The 17,738-nt window shown below is 64.7% G+C and carries 15 protein-coding genes; 4 read left to right on the forward strand and 11 right to left on the reverse strand.

The annotated features are described in order from the left end of the window. Positions 1-159 precede the first annotated feature (159 nt). The 3 genes from holA to leuS all read right to left on the reverse strand — a co-directional run bounded on the left by holA (position 160) and on the right by leuS (position 4,463). The gene (holA, locus tag AYJ54_RS35995) at positions 160-1,188 is read right to left on the reverse strand and encodes a DNA polymerase III subunit delta (RefSeq protein WP_063706723.1); all 1,029 of its coding nucleotides are present in this window, start codon (positions 1,186-1,188) and stop codon (positions 160-162) included. A 112-nt stretch (positions 1,189-1,300) separates the two neighbouring features. Beyond that, positions 1,301-1,852, reverse strand: a complete 552-nt coding sequence (lptE, locus tag AYJ54_RS36000; RefSeq protein WP_063706725.1) for an LPS assembly lipoprotein LptE — start codon at positions 1,850-1,852, stop codon at positions 1,301-1,303. Next, the gene (gene leuS, locus AYJ54_RS36005) at positions 1,839-4,463 is read right to left on the reverse strand and encodes a leucine--tRNA ligase (protein WP_063706727.1); all 2,625 of its coding nucleotides are present in this window, start codon (positions 4,461-4,463) and stop codon (positions 1,839-1,841) included. Before leuS ends, lptE begins: the two co-directional genes overlap by 14 nt. A 197-nt stretch (positions 4,464-4,660) precedes the next feature. Here leuS and AYJ54_RS36010 point away from each other — a divergent pair, with 197 nt between their 5' ends. Further along, a complete protein-coding gene (locus AYJ54_RS36010; RefSeq protein ID WP_201724301.1) occupies positions 4,661-5,707 on the forward strand; it encodes a GGDEF domain-containing protein in 1,047 nt (348 codons plus the stop codon). Positions 5,708-5,716: 9 nt separating this feature from the next. Here the strand turns inward: AYJ54_RS36010 and AYJ54_RS36015 are convergent, their stop codons facing one another. Continuing rightward, complete coding sequence (locus tag AYJ54_RS36015; protein WP_063706729.1) at positions 5,717-7,414, reverse strand: diguanylate cyclase domain-containing protein; 1,698 nt, start codon at positions 7,412-7,414, stop codon at positions 5,717-5,719. Positions 7,415-7,522: 108 nt separating this feature from the next. On the opposite strand from AYJ54_RS36015, the gene AYJ54_RS36020 reads away from it, so the two are divergent. Beyond that, on the forward strand, positions 7,523-8,212 hold the full coding sequence (locus AYJ54_RS36020; RefSeq protein WP_063706731.1) for a YggS family pyridoxal phosphate-dependent enzyme: 690 nt from the start codon (positions 7,523-7,525) through the stop codon (positions 8,210-8,212). 52 nt (positions 8,213-8,264) lie between these two features. Here AYJ54_RS36020 and AYJ54_RS36025 read toward each other — a convergent pair whose 3' ends face one another. Both AYJ54_RS36025 and AYJ54_RS36030 read right to left on the reverse strand, forming a co-directional pair. After that, positions 8,265-9,050, reverse strand: coding sequence for a 2-keto-4-pentenoate hydratase (locus tag AYJ54_RS36025; protein WP_063706733.1), 786 nt, complete (start codon positions 9,048-9,050; stop codon positions 8,265-8,267). 6 nt (positions 9,051-9,056) lie between these two features. Beyond that, the gene (locus AYJ54_RS36030; protein ID WP_063706735.1) at positions 9,057-9,626 is read right to left on the reverse strand and encodes a L,D-transpeptidase family protein; all 570 of its coding nucleotides are present in this window, start codon (positions 9,624-9,626) and stop codon (positions 9,057-9,059) included. 200 nt (positions 9,627-9,826) lie between these two features. Between AYJ54_RS36030 and AYJ54_RS36035 the strand changes: the two genes are divergently transcribed. Both AYJ54_RS36035 and AYJ54_RS36040 read left to right on the forward strand, forming a co-directional pair. After that, complete coding sequence (locus tag AYJ54_RS36035; protein ID WP_027525091.1) at positions 9,827-10,513, forward strand: response regulator transcription factor; 687 nt, start codon at positions 9,827-9,829, stop codon at positions 10,511-10,513. A gap of 59 nt (positions 10,514-10,572) precedes the next feature. After that, a complete protein-coding gene (locus tag AYJ54_RS36040; protein WP_063706737.1) occupies positions 10,573-11,016 on the forward strand; it encodes a Crp/Fnr family transcriptional regulator in 444 nt (147 codons plus the stop codon). A 121-nt stretch (positions 11,017-11,137) separates the two neighbouring features. Here AYJ54_RS36040 and AYJ54_RS36045 read toward each other — a convergent pair whose 3' ends face one another. From AYJ54_RS36045 to AYJ54_RS36065, 5 genes are all read right to left on the reverse strand, one after another. Beyond that, on the reverse strand, positions 11,138-11,953 hold the full coding sequence (locus tag AYJ54_RS36045) for an exodeoxyribonuclease III (protein ID WP_063706739.1): 816 nt from the start codon (positions 11,951-11,953) through the stop codon (positions 11,138-11,140). A 153-nt stretch (positions 11,954-12,106) separates the two neighbouring features. Continuing rightward, positions 12,107-12,889: an outer membrane lipoprotein carrier protein LolA gene (locus AYJ54_RS36050; RefSeq protein ID WP_063706783.1), complete on the reverse strand. Its 783-nt coding sequence runs from the start codon at positions 12,887-12,889 to the stop codon at positions 12,107-12,109. A 153-nt stretch (positions 12,890-13,042) separates the two neighbouring features. Then, entirely contained in the window at positions 13,043-15,535 is a 2,493-nt protein-coding gene (locus tag AYJ54_RS36055; protein WP_063706741.1) for a DNA translocase FtsK, read from the reverse strand. A 9-nt stretch (positions 15,536-15,544) separates the two neighbouring features. Beyond that, positions 15,545-16,759 (reverse strand): aminotransferase class I/II-fold pyridoxal phosphate-dependent enzyme, encoded by a 1,215-nt coding sequence (locus tag AYJ54_RS36060; RefSeq protein WP_063706742.1) that lies wholly within the window; start codon positions 16,757-16,759, stop codon positions 15,545-15,547. Between the two features lie 445 nt (positions 16,760-17,204). Next, positions 17,205-17,609: a GFA family protein gene (locus AYJ54_RS36065; protein ID WP_063706785.1), complete on the reverse strand. Its 405-nt coding sequence runs from the start codon at positions 17,607-17,609 to the stop codon at positions 17,205-17,207. Positions 17,610-17,738 lie beyond the last annotated feature (129 nt).

Below are 17,738 nucleotides of genomic sequence, written 5' to 3' on the forward strand. Positions count from 1 at the left end.
CGCGCGACGGACACAAATCTCTCACCCTGAGGAGCCGCGAAGCGGCGCCTCGAAGGGCGAGGGGCACCGACCCGGCCTTCATCCTTCGAGACGCGCGTTCCGCGCGCCTCAGGATGAGGAGCTGGCATTTCGCAATGACGCGTGGATATAGAGCGGGGCTCAGCCCCGCCGCTTCGCGTTCGCTGCAATCGCCATCAGCGTACGCTGGGCGATCGCGGCGGCAAGCGCTGGCTGCTTGCGGGTGTCGAGCGCGGCGGTTGCCAGCTGCTCGATGATGCCAGCGAGCCGGGGCACGCTGAAATTGCGCAGCGCCGTTTCGACCGCGGGCTTTCGTGAAAAATGTAAGCGCGGAAATCCGCCATCGAGCACGGCGGAGGCCGGCGTGCCGTCGGCGATCGCGAGTGCGGATTTGTGCAGCCATGCCGCCTGACGCTGTGCCGCCGAGATGATCACGCCGGGATAAGTGCCGGCGATCATCGCCTTGGCAAATTCGCTCTCGACGATGTCCGGCCGGCCGGCGAAGGCGCCGTCGACGATCGGATCAAGCTTCAGCTCGGAGGCGTCGGCGACCACGGCCATGACATCGTCGAGCGTGATCTCGCCCCGGCCGTGCGCGTAGAGCGTGAGCTTGCGCAGTTCGTTGCGCGAGGCCTGACGGTCGCCGCCGAGGAAGGACATCAGCGCGGCGCGGGCATCCTGCGCGATGCGCAGGTTGGCGATGCGGAGCTCGTCCTCCATCAACTTGGCGAGATCGCGCTCGGTGTCGGGATAGCAGCCGATCGCCACGGCTGTCTTGGCGCGCTCGCAGGCCTTGCGCAGCGGCGACTCCGGCCGCAGCTCGCCGGCCTCGATCACGATGCGGCAGTCTCTCACCTCGATCTCGGCCAGCGTGTCGACGCCGCTCGCAAAGCTGCGCGAGCCTGCGCGCACGCGGATGGCGCGGCGGCCGCCGAACAGCGGCACCGTCATGGCTTCATCGACCAGGCGCGACGGTTCGGCGGAAAGCTCGTCGCCATCGAGCTTCACGAGCGAGAAGGGATCGTTGGGATCGTCGACGGCTGATGCGATCAACGCGTCGGCACGCTCGCGCACGAGGCCGGCGTCAGGACCGTAGAGCAGGATGATCGGCCGGCCCGCATCAGGACGGGCGAGGAAGGCGTCGATCTCTTTTCCGCGCAGCGCGACCATGTTGCCTGAGACTCGTCATCCCGGGGCGCGCATCGCGCGAACCCGGAATCCAGAGGTAATGGATCGAGATTCCGGGTTCACGCTGCGCGTGCCCCGGAATGACGGAGATGATTTACGTGCCCGCGGTAAAGAACGAGGCGAGCCGGGTCGCGATGTTCTCGGCGATCTCGTTGGCCGCACGATCCTCCGCATCGCGCACCGCGCGGGTGCGGGAGAAGCGCTGATAGGAACCGGGCATGTCATAGGACACGCGCGAGAACGTCGTGCCGGTCATCACCGACTTGTTGGTCGCGTTATCGATCAGATTGTACTGGGCGTCGATGCCGTAGTTCTCGCTGGTCGGCAGGCCCGTATTGGGATCAACGATCAGGGACGAGCGGCTGGACGAGAAGCGGATGTCCAGGCGGTGGGTCGGCGGCATGCCGGTCGCCGTACCGTAAAGCTTGAAGGCCAGGGCGTTGCGGACCTCCACGCCGACTCGGGCTTCGCGGGAGGCATTCGGCTTGGCGATCGGCGGGAGCTCGACTCCCATCAGCTTCTCGCGCAGGCCGGGGGTACCGTCGGTATGCTCGGCATACATCGGCTGGAAGCAGCCGGCCGTCAGCGCCGCGAGAGTGGCGACCGCCAGCAAGCGTGCTGCGATGCGGATCCTAGCCGACAACATTCACGATCCTCTTGGGGACGATGATCACCTTGCGGACGGGTTTGCCGTCCAGCGCCAGCTTTACCGCATCGAGGGCCAAAACGGCAGCCTCGATTTCCGGATTCTGGGCCGCTGTTGCAACTGTGACCTCACCCCGCTTCTTGCCATTGACCTGGACCACCAGGGTCACGGTGTCTTCAACCAGCAAATCGCGTTCGATTTGCGGCCAGGACGCCTCCGAAACCAGCCCCGCCAGGCCCAGGACCTGCCAGCACTCCTCGGCCAGATGCGGCATCATGGGGGAGAAGAGCTGGACCAGGATCTGGCCGGCCTCCCGGATGGCCCAGGCGAGATCGGGGCCGGGCTGGCCGGGCCGCTGCAGCACCTCCGACAGCGCGTTGGCGAATTCGCGGATATGGGCGAGGCAGACGTTGAAGTGCAGCCGCTCGATTCCCGTGGTGACCTTGTCCAGGGCGCCATGGGCGGCCTTGCGCAAGGCGGTCGCGTCCGGGCCGAAGCTCGGCGGCCGCGCCGACGGTGCAGCCTTGCCGAGCTCGGCGGACTCGTTCACCAGCCGCCACAGCCGCTGCACGAAGCGCGAGGCGCCCTGGACGCGCTCGTCGCTCCAGATCACGTCGCGGTCCGGCGGGGAGTCCGACAGCATGAACCAGCGGGCGACGTCCGCGCCGTAGGTCTCGATGATGTCGTCGGGGTCGACCGTGTTCTTCTTCGACTTCGACATCTTCTCGATGGCGCCGATCTGGACGGCTTCGCCGGTCGAAAGCAGCGTGGCGCGGCGGTCGTTGCCGGCGCCTTCGATCTTCACCTCGGCCGGCTGGACATAGGTGCCGTCGGCGTTCTGGTAGGTCTCGTGCACCACCATGCCCTGCGTGAACATGCCGGCGAACGGTTCGTCCATCGCGATGTGGCCGGTCGCCTTCATCGCGCGCACGAAGAATCGGCTGTAGAGCAGATGCAGGATCGCGTGCTCGACGCCGCCGATATACTGGTCGACCGGCATCATCCGGTTGGCGACCGCAGGCGTCGTCGGCGCGTTCTCGTTCCAGGGATCGGTGAAGCGCGCAAAATACCAGGACGAATCCACGAACGTGTCCATGGTGTCGGTTTCGCGCTGGGCCTTAGCCCCGCATTGCGGGCAGGTGACGTGCTTCCAGGTCGGGTGATGGTCGAGCGCATTGCCCGGCCGATCGAATGTCGCATCCTCCGGCAGTCTTACCGGCAGATCGGCATCAGGGACCGGTACGACATCGCACTTAGGGCAGTGGATGACGGGGATCGGGCAGCCCCAATAGCGCTGGCGTGAAATGCCCCAGTCGCGCAGGCGGAAATTCACCTGGCGCTCGCCGACCGGTGCATTGCCGCGCATCTCGTTTTCCAGGCGTTTTGCGACCTCTTCCTTGGCCTCGTCGATCGTCATGCCGTCGAGGAAGCGGGAATTGATCATGCGGCCGTCACCGTCATAGGCGGTATCGGTGATGACGAAGGTCTTGGGGTCCTGGCCCTCCGGACACACGACGGGCGTATTGCCGAGATTGTACCTGTTGACGAAGTCGAGGTCGCGCTGGTCGTGCGCGGGGCAGCCGAAGATCGCGCCGGTGCCGTATTCCATCAGCACGAAGTTGGCGACATAGACCGGCAGCTTCCAGCTCAGATCGAACGGGTGGACCGCGCGGATGCCGGTGTCAAAACCCTGTTTCTCCGCGGTGTCGATGATCTCCTGCGCGGTACCGATCTTCTTGATGTCGGCGATGAACTCCGCGAGCTTCGGATTCTTCGCGGCGGCAGCGATCGCCAGCGGATGATCGGCCGAGATCGCCATGAATTTCGCGCCGAACAGCGTGTCGGGGCGTGTCGTAAAGATCTTCAGCTCGGTCTCGCCGGCCGGCGTCGTCGCCTGATCCAGCGCGAAGCGGATCAGCAAGCCCTCGGAGCGGCCGATCCAGTTGTGCTGCATGAGCCGAACCTTGTCGGGCCAGCGGTCGAGTGTATCCAGCGCGTCCAGGAGCGCCTGCGAATATTTCGTGATCTTGAAGACCCATTGGTTCATTTCCCGTTGTTCAACAACGGCACCCGAACGCCAGCCACGGCCATCGATCACCTGCTCGTTGGCGAGCACGGTCATGTCGACGGGGTCCCAGTTCACCTTGCGCTTCTCACGCTCGGCGAGACCGGCGCGCAAAAAGTCCAGGAACATCTTCTGCTGGTGCTTGTAGTAGGTGGGATCGCAGGTTGCGATCTCGCGACTCCAGTCCAGTGACAGCCCGATCGAGCGGAGCTGCTTCTTCATCGCGGCGATGTTGTCGTAGGTCCAGGCCTTCGGTGCGACCTTGCGCTCGATGGCGGCGTTCTCGGCCGGCAGGCCGAACGCATCCCAGCCCATCGGATGCAGCACGTTGAACCCCTTGGCGCGCATGAAGCGGGCCAGCACGTCGCCGAGCGTGTAATTCCGGACATGGCCGATATGGATGCGCCCGGACGGGTAGGGGAACATCTCGAGCACATAATATTTCGGCCGCGGATCGTCGTTCTTGGAGACGAAGATCGCATTTTCGTCCCATTGGCGCTGCCAGCGCGGTTCGGCGTCGCGGGCGTTGTAGCGTTCGGAGGTCATGGAATCGTTGGTTTTTCTTGGGTTCGGCCGTCTAAAGACGGCGGACTAGGCCATAGAAGTCCTTAAGGGGTCAATGGGTTGCCGCACGGACCGGGTCTGCGCAGGTCCGACCCCCGCATAAATACTGAGGCGCCCGTTGGGGCGCGATTAAGGGGTCGGTGCGAGGTTGCGGCCGGACAAAAACCCCCATACCCGCGATGGACGCCAGCTTCGACGATCTCGACTACGACTATGCCGCCTCGGTCGCCGCTCGGGCGACGCGTGGCATGGCCGAGCAGCGGATTCCGCCGACGCCGAACAATTTTGCCGTCTGGTTCCATTATTTTGTCGGCGACCATGACGATCTGCGCCACGCCGTCGATCTTCTGATCGACCACAATCGTCCCTTCGACAACCGGACCAACCAGGACCTGTTCGAGACCTATATCGCGCCCGATGCCGATGTTGTCGCCCTCGAGACGTCCGAACGGCTGCATGCGCTGATGGGCACCGCGAAGGAATTTTTGGCGACCGCGATTGCCGACAACCACTCCCAGATGCAAGCGATCAGCAATGTCGCCGACCAGAGCCAGGCCGGCGTCGATCCGCGGGCCCTGGTCGCGCAGCTCATGAACGAGCTGGCGCGCGCCGCCACCCGGGCGACGCAGCTGGAGGCGGGCTTTGCGGAAAAGACCCGCGAGCTCGACGTGATCCGCGACTCGCTCTCCAAGTCCGAGGAGCGCGCCCGGACCGATACGTTGACCGGGTTGGCGAACCGGCGGGCGCTCGACGAGTTCTTGCGCAAGGCGCAGGCGACTGCCGAATGGGGCGAGCCGCTCAGCGTACTGATGCTCGACATCGACCACTTCAAGACCTTCAACGACAATTTCGGCCATGGCGTCGGCGACCAGGTGCTGCGGCTGATGGCAAAGGTGTTGCGCGACAAGGTCCGCAAGCATGATCTGCCGGCCCGCTATGGCGGCGAGGAGCTGATTGCGGTGATGCCGGATGCGGATCTTGGCGCCTGCGCTGACATCGCCGAGCGCATCCGGCGTTCGATCGCCGAGTGCACCATCACGCGCCGCTCGACCGGCGAGGTCCTGCCCAACATCACCGTATCGATCGGCGTGGCGCAGTATCGGACGGACGAGGCGATCGCCGACCTCATCGAGCGCTGCGACCGTGCGCTGTATCTCGCCAAGGGCGGCGGACGCAATCGCGTGGTGACGGAGAACGAGCTCGATCGCGCCTGGGCTGCGGGTTAGGGCGCGGGATCAGCCCGCCATCGCCATCTTGGTCGCGTCGCCGTCGATCCGTACGATGCCGTGCTCGGCGACGGTGTTGCGGCCGCGATGCTTGGCGGCGTAGAGCGCGGCGTCAGCCGCCTCGATCAGATCGCCCGGACGCAGGGTCTCGTTGGGCTTCGTGGCGGCAACGCCGATCGAGACGGTGACGATCATGTGGTTGGAGGTGATGTGCGGCAGGCACAGCTTCAACACCGATGCTCGCACATGTTCGCCGATTTCGACGGCGCGCTTCTCGTCGGTGTTCGGCAGCAGCAGGCAGAACTCCTCGCCGCCATAGCGCGCCGCAAAGCCCATCGTGTCCGCGGCAATGCCGGACAGCGTCTCACCGAGCCTGGTCAGGCAGGAATCGCCCTCGAGGTGGCCATAGGTGTCGTTGAAAAGCTTGAAGTGGTCGACATCGATCATCAGCAGGGCGAGCTCGCTGCCATATTGCTGCGCGCGCATCCATTCGAAATCGAGCCGGCTCTGGAAGCCGCGCCGGTTGGCGAGCCCTGACAGCATGTCGATCGAGGCCATGACCATGAGACGGTCGTTGCTCGCGATCAGCTCGCGCTCGCGCTGGCTCAGTTGCGCGGCCATCGCGTTGAACGCACGTGCCAGCGGCACGAATTCGGACGGCAGGCTCTTGCGCGCGGCGCGTGCCGACAGATCGCCCTCGCCCAGACGCTTGGCCATATCAGCGAGCATCTCAATCGGCTTGATCACGAGCTTCTCGGCGGCGATCAGCGCGCCGAGCAGGACGAACACGACGACGAAGGCGAGCTGAAGATAGGCGGTGCGGATGTCGCGGCTGACCGCCGCGGACACTTTGTCCTCGTCGATGCTGGCGATCAGGCGGGCATTGGTGCCGGCAATGCGGATGTAGCTGACCGCGCGCCGGGAACCGTCGGCTGCGAGAAACGAGAGCGAGCCCTCGTCCTGGTCCGACCGCAACGCCGTGTCGGCGATCACCGACATCAGCGGCATGTTATCGAGGGGACGGCCGACCGCGCTGTGCTGGTCGGCGGGCGCGGCCAGTACGGTGCCGGCGCTGTCGACCAGAACAGCGGTGATGCCGGCGCGACCGCCGAGATTGCTCATGACCTTCGACATCCAGTCGAGGTTCACGGTTGCAAGCACGACGGCATCCGCGACGCCGCTGAAGGCGGACACCGGATAAACCGCCATGACGGTCGGCGTCGTCACGGGCCGAGACAACAGGAAGTCGCTCAGCACGAAGCGGCCCGTTTCCTGCGCCTGCTGGAAGTAAGGCCGGTCGCTGAGGTCGAGGCCGACATACATATTGTTGGTAGCGCACTGGATACGTCCGTCCTGGCCGGCGATCAGAAGCGTGCGGATCCAGGGCAGGCTCGACGGCAGACTGGCACGCAGCACGTCGCAGCTCTTGCTGATGCCGCCGGCGGAGGCGCGGATGAAGGCTTCCGATTTCAGGATGGTCTCGACCGACGAGATCACCTCGCGCTGCGCATCGGCGCTGTGTCTTGCGATGGTGGTGAATTCGGCCGCAGCCTGCGCGATCTGCCTCGCGCGCGCATCTTCGAGCGAACGGATGCGCTCGAGCATCAGGGGTGCCACGAGAATCACCGCGAGCAACGCTAGCCGGGCCCGGATTCCGAGAACCTGCTTGAGTTTCGCTCGTTTGCGGTTGAGACTGACGTTGGCCATTTTCGCTACCCACCCATGCGGCAAGGTAAAGCGAAGGATTCAAAAAGCCTTTCTTGAACTCGGTAAAATTGGAATTACCTCCGTCACCATCACCGACGGTCTAATCTCATGACAGAACAAAACGCCGCTCCGCTAACCGTTCATTCACCAAACGCGCTCGCCGCCGTCGAGGCGGAAATCGCGCGCGCCTGCAAGGAAGCGCGGCGCGATCGCGCCTCGGTCACGCTGATCGCGGTGTCCAAGACTTTCGCAGCGGATGCAATTACGCCGGTTATCGCCGCCGGACAGCGCGTATTTGGCGAGAATCGCGTGCAGGAGGCGAAAGGCAAGTGGCCGGCGTTAACATCGGCTTACCCGGATATCGCACTGCACCTGATCGGGCCGCTGCAATCCAACAAAGCGAAAGAGGCGGTCGCGCTGTTCGACGCCATTCATTCGGTTGATCGCCCGAGCATTTGCCAGGCGTTAGCCAAAGAAATCGAATCCCAGAACAAGCACCCGCAGCTCTTCGTCCAGGTCAACACCGGCGAGGAGCCGCAGAAGGCTGGGGTCGCGCCCGGCGAGGCCGATGCGTTCATCGCAAAATGCCGCGATACCTATGGGCTGACGATTTCCGGCCTGATGTGCATTCCGCCGGTCGACGAGCCGCCGGCGGCGCATTTCGCGCTGACGGCCAAGATCGCCGCGCGCAACGGATTGCAGAACCTGTCGATGGGCATGAGCGCCGACTTCGCCACCGCCATCATGCTCGGCGCCACGCATGTTCGCGTGGGGAGTGCGATCTTCGGGCACCGGTAGTTATCTTCGGTCGTCCTGGCTTTCGCCAGCACGACAGCGGAGTGCGCGGTGATTACGCGAACTTCACCGACACTCTTCCCAACCTGCCAAAATCCGCCGCGAAATGGTCGCCGGCCCGGATCGGCAGCGGCGGATGACATGTGCCGGTCGTCACCACCTCCCCTGCCCTCAACGTGATGCCGAGCGCGCGCAGCTCATTGGCGAGCCAGGCGAGCGCGACACGGGGATCGCCGAGCACGTTCTTGCCGTGGCCGATGTAGCGCTGGCCGCGCAGCGTGATCTGCGGCCGCTCCTCGATGAGATCCATCGCGCGCCAGTCGGCGGAGGTCGATGCGCCCAGCACGAACAGATGCGCGCAGGCATTGTCGGCGATCAGCTGCGCCTCCCCGGCGCTGACGAAATCGGCAAAGCGCGAATCGGGAATCTCGATCGCCGGATGCAGCGTCTCGACCGCGGCTAGCACCTCGTCGACGCCAAAAGGTGCCGCGCGTGGCGGCAGATCGCGGCCCATGCGGAAGGCGAACTCCGGCTCGCCGACGCGCATCTCATTGCCCTTCATCGACGCCGTGCCGCCATCGGCGACGATGGTGTCGCTCAGGATCCGTCCGCCCATGGGACCCGCGACATTGATGTGCCTCTGTCCGGCCTCGCTCGTCGCCGCGATCTTCCAGCCGAACAGTTTTCCGGCCGAATGCGCTTCGAGCGCGGCCTGGACGGCGTAGCCCTCGGCGCGACTGCGCGGTCGCAAGGAGCTCTCGAGCGCCTCAAGCTTGGTGCCGTCGCACCAATGTTTGACGAGGACGCGCGATGCGGCGGCGATCTGATCCCTGTCGAGCATGCTCCCTCACCCGATGATGATTCTGGTTCGAGGTCCCAATCGCCGGAGCAACTGAAGCATCGCCGACTTGGTCATCGAGACACAGCCCGCTGTCGGACCGAAATTGTCGCGGGCCAGATGCAGGAAAACAGCGCTGCCGCGGCCGGCGATGCGCGGCCTGGTGTTGTGGTCGATCTCGATGATGAAATCATAGAGGTGGTCCGCTCGCTTGAGCCGATCGCCGCCCTGCTCCCGCCCGAGCCGGATCGCCTGATTGTAGTGACGATCTCTGGGGTCTTCGCACCAGGCATCCTCACTGCCGATGATGCGGGCCGGCAGGAATGTCTGCGGGCGGCAGTGGCGATCACCCCGCCACCATAGTTGGCGTGGCCGGAAGCTGCCCCTGGGGGTGCCGCCATCGCCCTCGCGCTTGTTGGCCAGGATGCCGCCGCGGCCCAGCGCCACCGGAATCGTCAGCTGCCCCGCCGTCAGCCAGCCCCGGCGCGGATTACCGGCGGCGGGCCTGACGCGGATCGCGGAGAGCGGTCCCGAGTGCCGAATTTTGGCGTAACTATCTGAAATTGCGTTGTTTTTCATGCGAATGCGCAATGTGGAATTCATTACAGGACATTCATCGAAACGCCCTGCTATTCTGAGTTAGATTAGTTGTGGCTTGTGAATCGGTAACAGCCCACTACTTCAACACGAACAACAATAAAAACGGCGACCCCTAACTTACCATCACGGCTGGGCGCGGCACGTGCGCGTCGAGCCGGACTCCAAAAGGATGATCCCCCATGGCCAATGCCCGCAAGATCCTGATCGTGGATGACGATTCCGATCTGCGCGATACGTTGGTGGAGCAATTATCGCTGCACGAAGAATTTGAAGCCTCCGCCGTCGATACCGGCGCCAAGGGTGCGAGCGCCGCGAAGGCCAACTCTCCCGATCTCGTCCTGATGGATGTCGGCCTGCCCGACACCGACGGCCGTGAGGTCGTTCGCTCCCTGCGCAAGGGCGGCTTCAAGGCCCCGATCATCATGCTGACCGGGCACGACACCGATTCCGACACCATTCTGGGCTTGGAATCCGGCGCCAACGATTATGTCGCAAAGCCCTTCCGCTTCGCCGTGCTGCTCGCGCGCATCCGCGCCCAGCTCCGCCAGCACGAGGCAAGCGAGGACGCGGTGTTCTCGGTCGGCCCCTACAGCTTCCGCCCCGGCTCCAAGATGCTGACCGCCGCCAACGCCCGCAAGGTGCGGCTGACGGAGAAGGAAACGGCGATCCTGCGCTTCCTCTATCGGGCCGGTCAGATGCCGGTCTCGCGCGAGACCCTGCTCCAGGAGGTCTGGGGCTACAATTCCGGTGTCACCACCCACACGCTGGAAACCCACATTTACCGCCTTCGCCAGAAGATCGAGAAGGACGCCGCCAACCCGGAAATCCTGGTAACGGAAGCCGGTGGCTACAAGCTGGTGCCGTGATACGCTTTCAGGGGCGCACGAATCGTTTCAGATCGCGTGCCCCAGAGCCTCGGACCTGAATGTCAATCGACGACGACGTAGCGCTTCTCGAGCGTGTCCCGACACTGCGCCTGTTGGGAGACGCCTCGTTGCGCATGCTGGCGATTGGCTCCGAACAGCGCGATTTCGTCCGCGGTGATGTCCTGTTCAATCTTGGCGACGATGCCGACGCCGGCTTCGTGGTTCAGCGCGGCGCCTTTCGTGTCGATGATGGCGCCGGTGCGGAGATGATCGCAGGTCCCGGCGCGTTGATCGGCGAGCTCGCGCTGGTCGTGCCGATGAAGCGCCCGTCGAGCGCGATCGCGCTGGAGCACTCCTCCGTCATCCGGGTTTCGCGCAGCCTGTTTCAGCGCGTGCTCGAAAGCGATCCGGCCGCCGCCCTCCGCCTGCGCGACGAGTTCGCCATCCGCTCCAGCCAGCTCGCCAGTGATATTTTGATGGCCGGCGCGAAGCTGACGTCGTAGCTCTCTCCGCTCGTCATTCCGGGGCGTCGCGAAGCGACGAGCCCGGAATCCATTCATCCACGGTCTCTGCGGCTCCATGGATTCCGGGCTCGCGCTACGCGCGCCCCGGAATGACGAGAGGCTACACCTCCAGTGTCACCGTCACCGGGACGTGGTCCGACGGCCGCTCCCAGCTGCGAGCGTCGCGCAAAATCCTGAAATCGCTCACCGCATCCTTGAGCGCGCGCGAGACCCAGATGTGGTCGAGCCTGCGGCCGCGGTCGCCGACGGTCCAGTCGGCGGCGCGGTAGCTCCACCACGTGTAGACCTTCTCCGACATCGGGATGCGCTCGCGCGCGACGTCGATCCATTCGCCGGCGTTGAGCGCCGCCAGCAGCTTTTCGCATTCGATCGGCGTATGCGAGACCACCTTCAGAAGTTGCTTGTGTGACCACACGTCGTTCTCGTGCGGCGCGACATTGAGATCGCCAACCAGGATGTGGCGATCCTCACCGCGCGGATGCAGCGGCTCGCAGGCCGTCATCTCGTCGAGGAAGCGAAGCTTGTGGTCGAACTTTTCGTTCAACGCGGGATCGGGAATGTCGCCGCCGGCCGGAACGTAGAAATTATGCAGCACCAGCGGCTTTGCGATGTTGGCCTGCGTCCCGAAGGACACGGAAATGTGGCGCGAATCCACCTTGTCGCAGAAGGTGCGGATGTCCTTCGACTCGAACGGAATCTTCGAGACGATGGCGACGCCGTGATAGCCCTTCTGCCCGTTCAGCGCGATGTGCTCATAGCCGAGCCGCTTGAAGCGCTTGAGCGGAAAGGCGTCGTCGATGCACTTGGTCTCCTGCAGGCACAGCACGTCCGGCCGCGCGCTCTTGAGGAATTTCGCGACGAGATCGATGCGCAGCCGCACCGAATTGATGTTCCAGGTTGTCAGGGAAAGACGCATGGGAATTGCGTCTTAGCATGGATTGGCGCGGGGAAAATGCTTGTCCACAGGGGCGGAATAGTAGGGTGGGTTAGCCGAAGGCGTAACCCACCACTGTCTATCCCGCGGAAGCGAAAGAGGTGGGTTACGCTTCGCTAATCCACCCTTACGCTCTCAGCCCGGCGACGGGCCGTAATTGGTGAAGTCGATCTTGAACATGGTGGGATCGAGCTTCTTGCTCGTGTCCAGGTTATAGACAGCGAACGTGGTGTCGTATCCCTGGGGATCGGTCACCGTCCATTGCTTCAACTGCCCGTCCTTGGCGCCGAGCATCAGCAACAGGCGGCTGGTGCCGACCAGCGCCTGCTTCTCCTCGATGGTGACGCTGATGAAGAGATCGTCGGCGGTGACGTTGACGACGTTGGTGTCCTTCATCAGATCGATGCGGTCCGACAGCAGGAAGCGCAGCGGCGTCTGCGACAGCGGATAGACGTCCTGCGTCGCGAGCTTGCGGTCGCGCACGACCACTGACGAGCCGTCCGCGATGATGTCGATCGGGCTTGGCGGATCGTATTCGACGCGCATCTTGCCGGGCTTCTGGATGTAGAAATCGCCCTGCGTCTTGCTGCCGTCGGGGCCGACCTGGACGAAATTTCCGACCAGCGTCTGGAGCGAGGACAGATAGGCGCTGACCTTGGCGGCCTGCGCCTTCTGGTTCGCATCGAAGGTCTGGAAGATGCTGCTCGGCACGTTGCGGCGCGGATCCGGGATGATCGGATTCGGCGGCTGTTGCGTCGCGCCCGTCGTCGTCGGCCCACGCTGCCCATCGGATGCCGATCCGCCGTCGCGGCCCTTCGGCGCGGGCTTCGGAACAGGCGCAGGTTTTGGAACAGGCACGGTCTGCGCAAACGACGTCGCGGTCGCCATCGCGGCGGTGACGAGAAGCACGCCCATCACGCGCGCGCTTCGCGCAGCGAAGGAGGCAGCGAATCGGGTGTCCGGATGTCTGGTCAACGCGTCGTCCTGTGTGGCTGGGCGCCCTTTTACCGTGATTTCGGGCAAAAGCGGATATCGTTTTTGCGTGAAATTATCGTTTCGAGGCGGCTTGCCTCACATATGGCTGTCTTCTTCCTCGACCAGAATCTCGCGCTTGCCGGCGTGGTTTGCAGGTCCGACAATACCTTCCAGTTCCATGCGTTCCATCAGCGATGCGGCGCGGTTATAGCCGATTTGCAGGCGGCGCTGGATGTAGCTGGTGGAGGCCTTGCGGTCGCGTTTGACGATCGCAACGGCCTGCGCGAACAGGTCGCCGCCTCCATCCGCGCCCATGCCGGTGGCATCGAATACCGCGCCGTCCTCGTCCTCGGTCGGCTCCTCGGCCGTGACCGCTTCGAGATATTCCGGCTGGCCCTGCGTCTTTAGATGACGCACCACCTTCTCGACTTCCTCGTCGGACGCGAACGGGCCGTGCACGCGGCTGATGCGGCCGCCGCCCGCCATGTAGAGCATGTCGCCCTGGCCAAGCAGTTGCTCGGCGCCCATTTCGCCGAGGATGGTGCGGCTGTCGATCTTGGAGGTGACCTGGAAGGCGATACGGGTCGGGAAGTTTGCCTTGATGGTGCCGGTGATGACGTCGACCGACGGACGCTGCGTCGCGAGGATCACATGCAGGCCGGCGGCGCGCGCCATCTGCGCGAGGCGCTGCACCGCGCCTTCGATGTCCTTGCCCGCGACCATCATCAGGTCGGCCATTTCGTCGACGATGATGACGATGTAGGGCAGCGGGTCGAGCGAGAGCTTCTCTTCCTCGTAGATCGCCTTGCCGGTCTCCTTGTCGAAGCCGGTATGGACCGTGCGCGTCGGCTCTTCGCCCTTGGCTTTCAATTCGAGCAGACGCGTATTGTAGCCGTCGATGTTGCGCACACCGAGCTTGGCCATGTTCTTGTAGCGCTCTTCCATCTCGCGCACGGCCCATTTCAACGCGACCACAGCCTTCTTCGGGTCGGTCACGACGGGCGTGAGCAGATGGGGGATACCGTCATAGACGGAGAGTTCGAGCATCTTCGGATCGACCATGATCAGCCGGCACTGGTCAGGGCGGAGCCGGTAGACCAGGCTGAGGATCATGGTGTTGATGGCGACCGATTTGCCGGAGCCGGTGGTACCGGCAATCAGCATGTGCGGTGTGCGCGCGAGATCGATGATGACGGGATCGCCGCCGATGGTCTTGCCGAGGCAGAGCGGCAGTTTCGCAACCGTCTCGGTCGCCTCCTTCGCGACGAGCAATTCGCGCAAATAGACCTTCTCGCGGTGCGCGTTCGGCAGCTCGATGCCGATGGCGTTGCGGCCGGGAACGACGGCGACGCGCGCCGACAGCGCGCTCATCGAGCGGGCGATATCGTCGGAAAGGCCGATCACGCGCGACGATTTGATGCCGGGCGCCGGCTCCAGCTCGTACAAGGTGACGACGGGACCCGGATTGGCCTTCACGATCTCGCCGCGCACGCCGAAGTCCTGCAGAACGCCTTCGAGCGCGCGCGAATTGGCCTCGAGCTCGGCCTTGCTGAGCGGCTGGCGATCGGCGGCCTTCGGTGCCGCGAGCATGGAGACGGATGGAAGATCGAACTTGTCGGCGGATTTCTTGGCAGCGGCTTTCGGCGCAGCCTTCTTGCGCGGGGCGCGCGCGGCGGGCACCTCCTCTTCCTCCTCTTCCTCCTCTTCCTCGTCTTCCTCTTCCTCTTCGTGGTCCTCCTCGTAGTCTTCGTCCTCGGACTGCGGCGAGATCGACGGCGCGGCGCGGCCGCCGCCGAGATTCGGCTCCTGACGATCGAAACCAACGGCACGGGCCTTCGGCCCGCTCGAGACCAGTGCGCGATAGGCGGTGCCGAGCAGCCAGGTCAGTCGCGCCTTGGTGCTCATCAGCGCATGGAACAGCCAGCCCAGCGAGACCGAGCCGCGATCCGACTCCTCGTCGTCCTCAAGGGGCGTATCGTCGTCCTCGATCGGCGCGAGCTCTTCATCATGCTCGCGTGCGCCAAGACCGCCGGCGATCAGGAAGGTCGTGGCCATCGCGACGAACAGGATGACACCGAGCACCATGCGGTAGATCGCGCCGGCCGGCCCGAAGATCACCGCGGGCGCGCGTACCAAGGCATCGCCGACCACGCCGCCGAGTCCGGTCGGCAGCGGCCAGGCGCCGCCATGCGGCCAGCAGCTGGCAAAGCCTGCCGCGATGACCGTGCAGAGAATCCAGGAGCCGAGCCGCAGCGCCTCGCGGTCGAACGGCCGATGCGTCAGCATGCGCCAGCCCCAGACCGCGACCGTCAGGACCAGCATGATCGCGCCGAGCCCGAGGATCTGCATCGCGAGGTCGGCGCCGATCGCGCCGGCATAGCCGAGAATGTTGCGGATCGGCCGCGAGGTCGCGTGGCTGAGGCTGGGATCCTGCACCGACCAGGTCATCAGCGCGGTCGCAGCGACGCCCGACAGGGCGATCAGACCAAGGCCACTGAGCTCGCGGAGACGCCGCGTCAGGGCCTCGCGGATCGATGGCGGCAGATGGCCGACCAGTGGAATCACCCGTTCGATTGCCGACATGCTCATGGGCCCCGCCTAACCCAGAGTTTCGACCAGGCGATGCAGCGCCTGGGCCGTGGTCTCACCATCCTGCACCAGCGCGAGGCGAATGAAGCCCGCGCCCGGATTGAAGCCGTCGGGCTGGAGCCGGGCCAGGTAGCTGCCCGGCACCACGCGCACGCCTGCTTCCCTGAAGAGCTTGAGAGTAACGGCCACGTCGTCGCCGAGCTCGGACGTCTTGAGCCAGACGCAGAAGCCGCCGTCGGGCCGGCGATAGCCGTAACGGTTGCCGATGATCTGGTCGGCGAGATCGAACTTGATGCGGTAGAGCCTGCGGTTCTCCTCGACATGCGCCTCGTCGCCATAGGCGACCGCGCCGACATGCTGGAGCGGCACCGGCACCTGTGGCGCCGCCACGTTGCGCAGCTCGAGAAACATGCTCAGGAACTTCCTGTCGCCGGCGGCGAAACCGACGCGCATGCCCGGCAGGTTCGAACGCTTCGACAGCGACTGGAACGCAACCACGCGGGTGAAGTCGGGGCCGGCGCATTCCAGCGCGCTGCCCGGCGCTTCACGGGTGTAGATCTCGGAATAGCACTCGTCGCTCAGGATCACGAAGCCGTGTCGATCGGCGAGCTGTTTCAAGCGGATGAAATAGTCGCGCGAGGCGACGGAACCTTGCGGGTTGGCGGGCGAGGCCAAATAGAACGCCACTGTGCGCGCCAGTGTCGCTTCGTCGATGGCGTCGAGATCGGGCAGGAAGCCGTTCTCGACCGTGGTCGGCAGATAGACCTGCTCGCAAGCAGCTGCGCGGGCGCCGGCGCCATAGACCGGGTAGAACGGGTTCGGCATCAGGATGGCGGGCTTGCCGGGGCGCGGGCCGACATAGCGCGCGGCCGTGATCGCCGCAAAGAACAGCCCTTCGCGGCTGCCATTGAGGACGAGCACCTCGCTCTCGGGATCGACCGGTCGCGGCAGCCTGAAGCGCGACGACAGCCAGGCGGCGGCTGCCTTGCGGAACGGCTCGATGCCCTTGCCCAGCGGATAGCGGCCGAAATCGGCGATGTGCCTGGCGAGCTCAGGGCCGACGAAATCCGGAACCGGGTGCTGGGGCTCCCCGACCGCAAGCGTAATCAAGGGCTTACCCGGCTGATGGGGCGCCAGCAGCTCGTTCAGCCGGATGAAGGGCGAGCGTTCGGTATCGGAGCTTCCACCGCCCTGCGGCGCACGGGATGAAGCGGTCATAACCATACGTTGGGCGCCAGTACTCTTGGAACTGCCGGTCGCATGGATGCGCCGGCCGGAAGCGGTTCAGTTCACCATAGATAGGGCGAGGTTAAGACGCGATTAACCATCGGTGGGCGGGTCCGTCCAGAGCGGAATAATTAGCGGAGAACAACAGGATGCGCCCTTCGGCGAGGAATGCCGGTTCCCGATGGCGAGATGCTGGACGAACCTGTTGTGCAGCACCGATGGCCGGCGCGCTCTATGCCGCGAAGCGCCGCAGCAGGTGCTCGCGCCACCTGATCTAGTCGCGGGCCCGGTCAACCTCTCCCGCTTGCGGGGGAGGTCGGCGCGAAGCGCCGGGTGGGGGCTCACTCCACGTCGGGAGTGTCCATTGCGGATGCGCCCCACCCCAGCCCTCCCCCGCAAGCGGGAGAGGGAGCGCACCGCCATTGTGGTGCGCAGCATATCGTTAGTGCCCCGGCAGCTTCTCGAAGGTCGGCATCCCTGCGGGGATCTGGTGGAATTCCTGCTTGTCGCAGGTGTAGATCGCCATTTGCGGGTGGAATTGCGCAGGCTCATCCAGCGTGCCGACCTTCAGGATCGCCGCCGGCAGTCCCGGCACCTTGGTCACCAGATGGGTGCCGCACTCGGCGCAGAACTCGCGCGTCACGGCGCGTTCGAGGTCCTTGCGCGTGAACTGCTTGGGCTGTCCGGTGATGTAGGTGAAGCCGGCCGCCGGCATCGCGATGAAGGTGTTGGGCGCGCCGCCGGAGAAGTACTGGCACTCGCGGCAATGACACTGGGCCTGCATCATCGGATCGCCCTCGGCCACGTAGCGCACCTCGCCGCAATAGCATCCGCCTTCCAAACGCATGACGACCTCCCGATTGTTGTTCGTTGTGGTCGATATTTCTGCGCCGGCCGTCTCGAATGGCAATCCTTTTCTTTTTGCGCGGGCGGACAAGAACGACATCGCCCCGCAACAGTCCCGCGGCAGCTATCT

The organism is Bradyrhizobium centrolobii (genome assembly GCF_001641635.1).
In the GTDB taxonomy this organism is placed as follows: Bacteria; Pseudomonadota; Alphaproteobacteria; order Rhizobiales; family Xanthobacteraceae; genus Bradyrhizobium; species Bradyrhizobium centrolobii.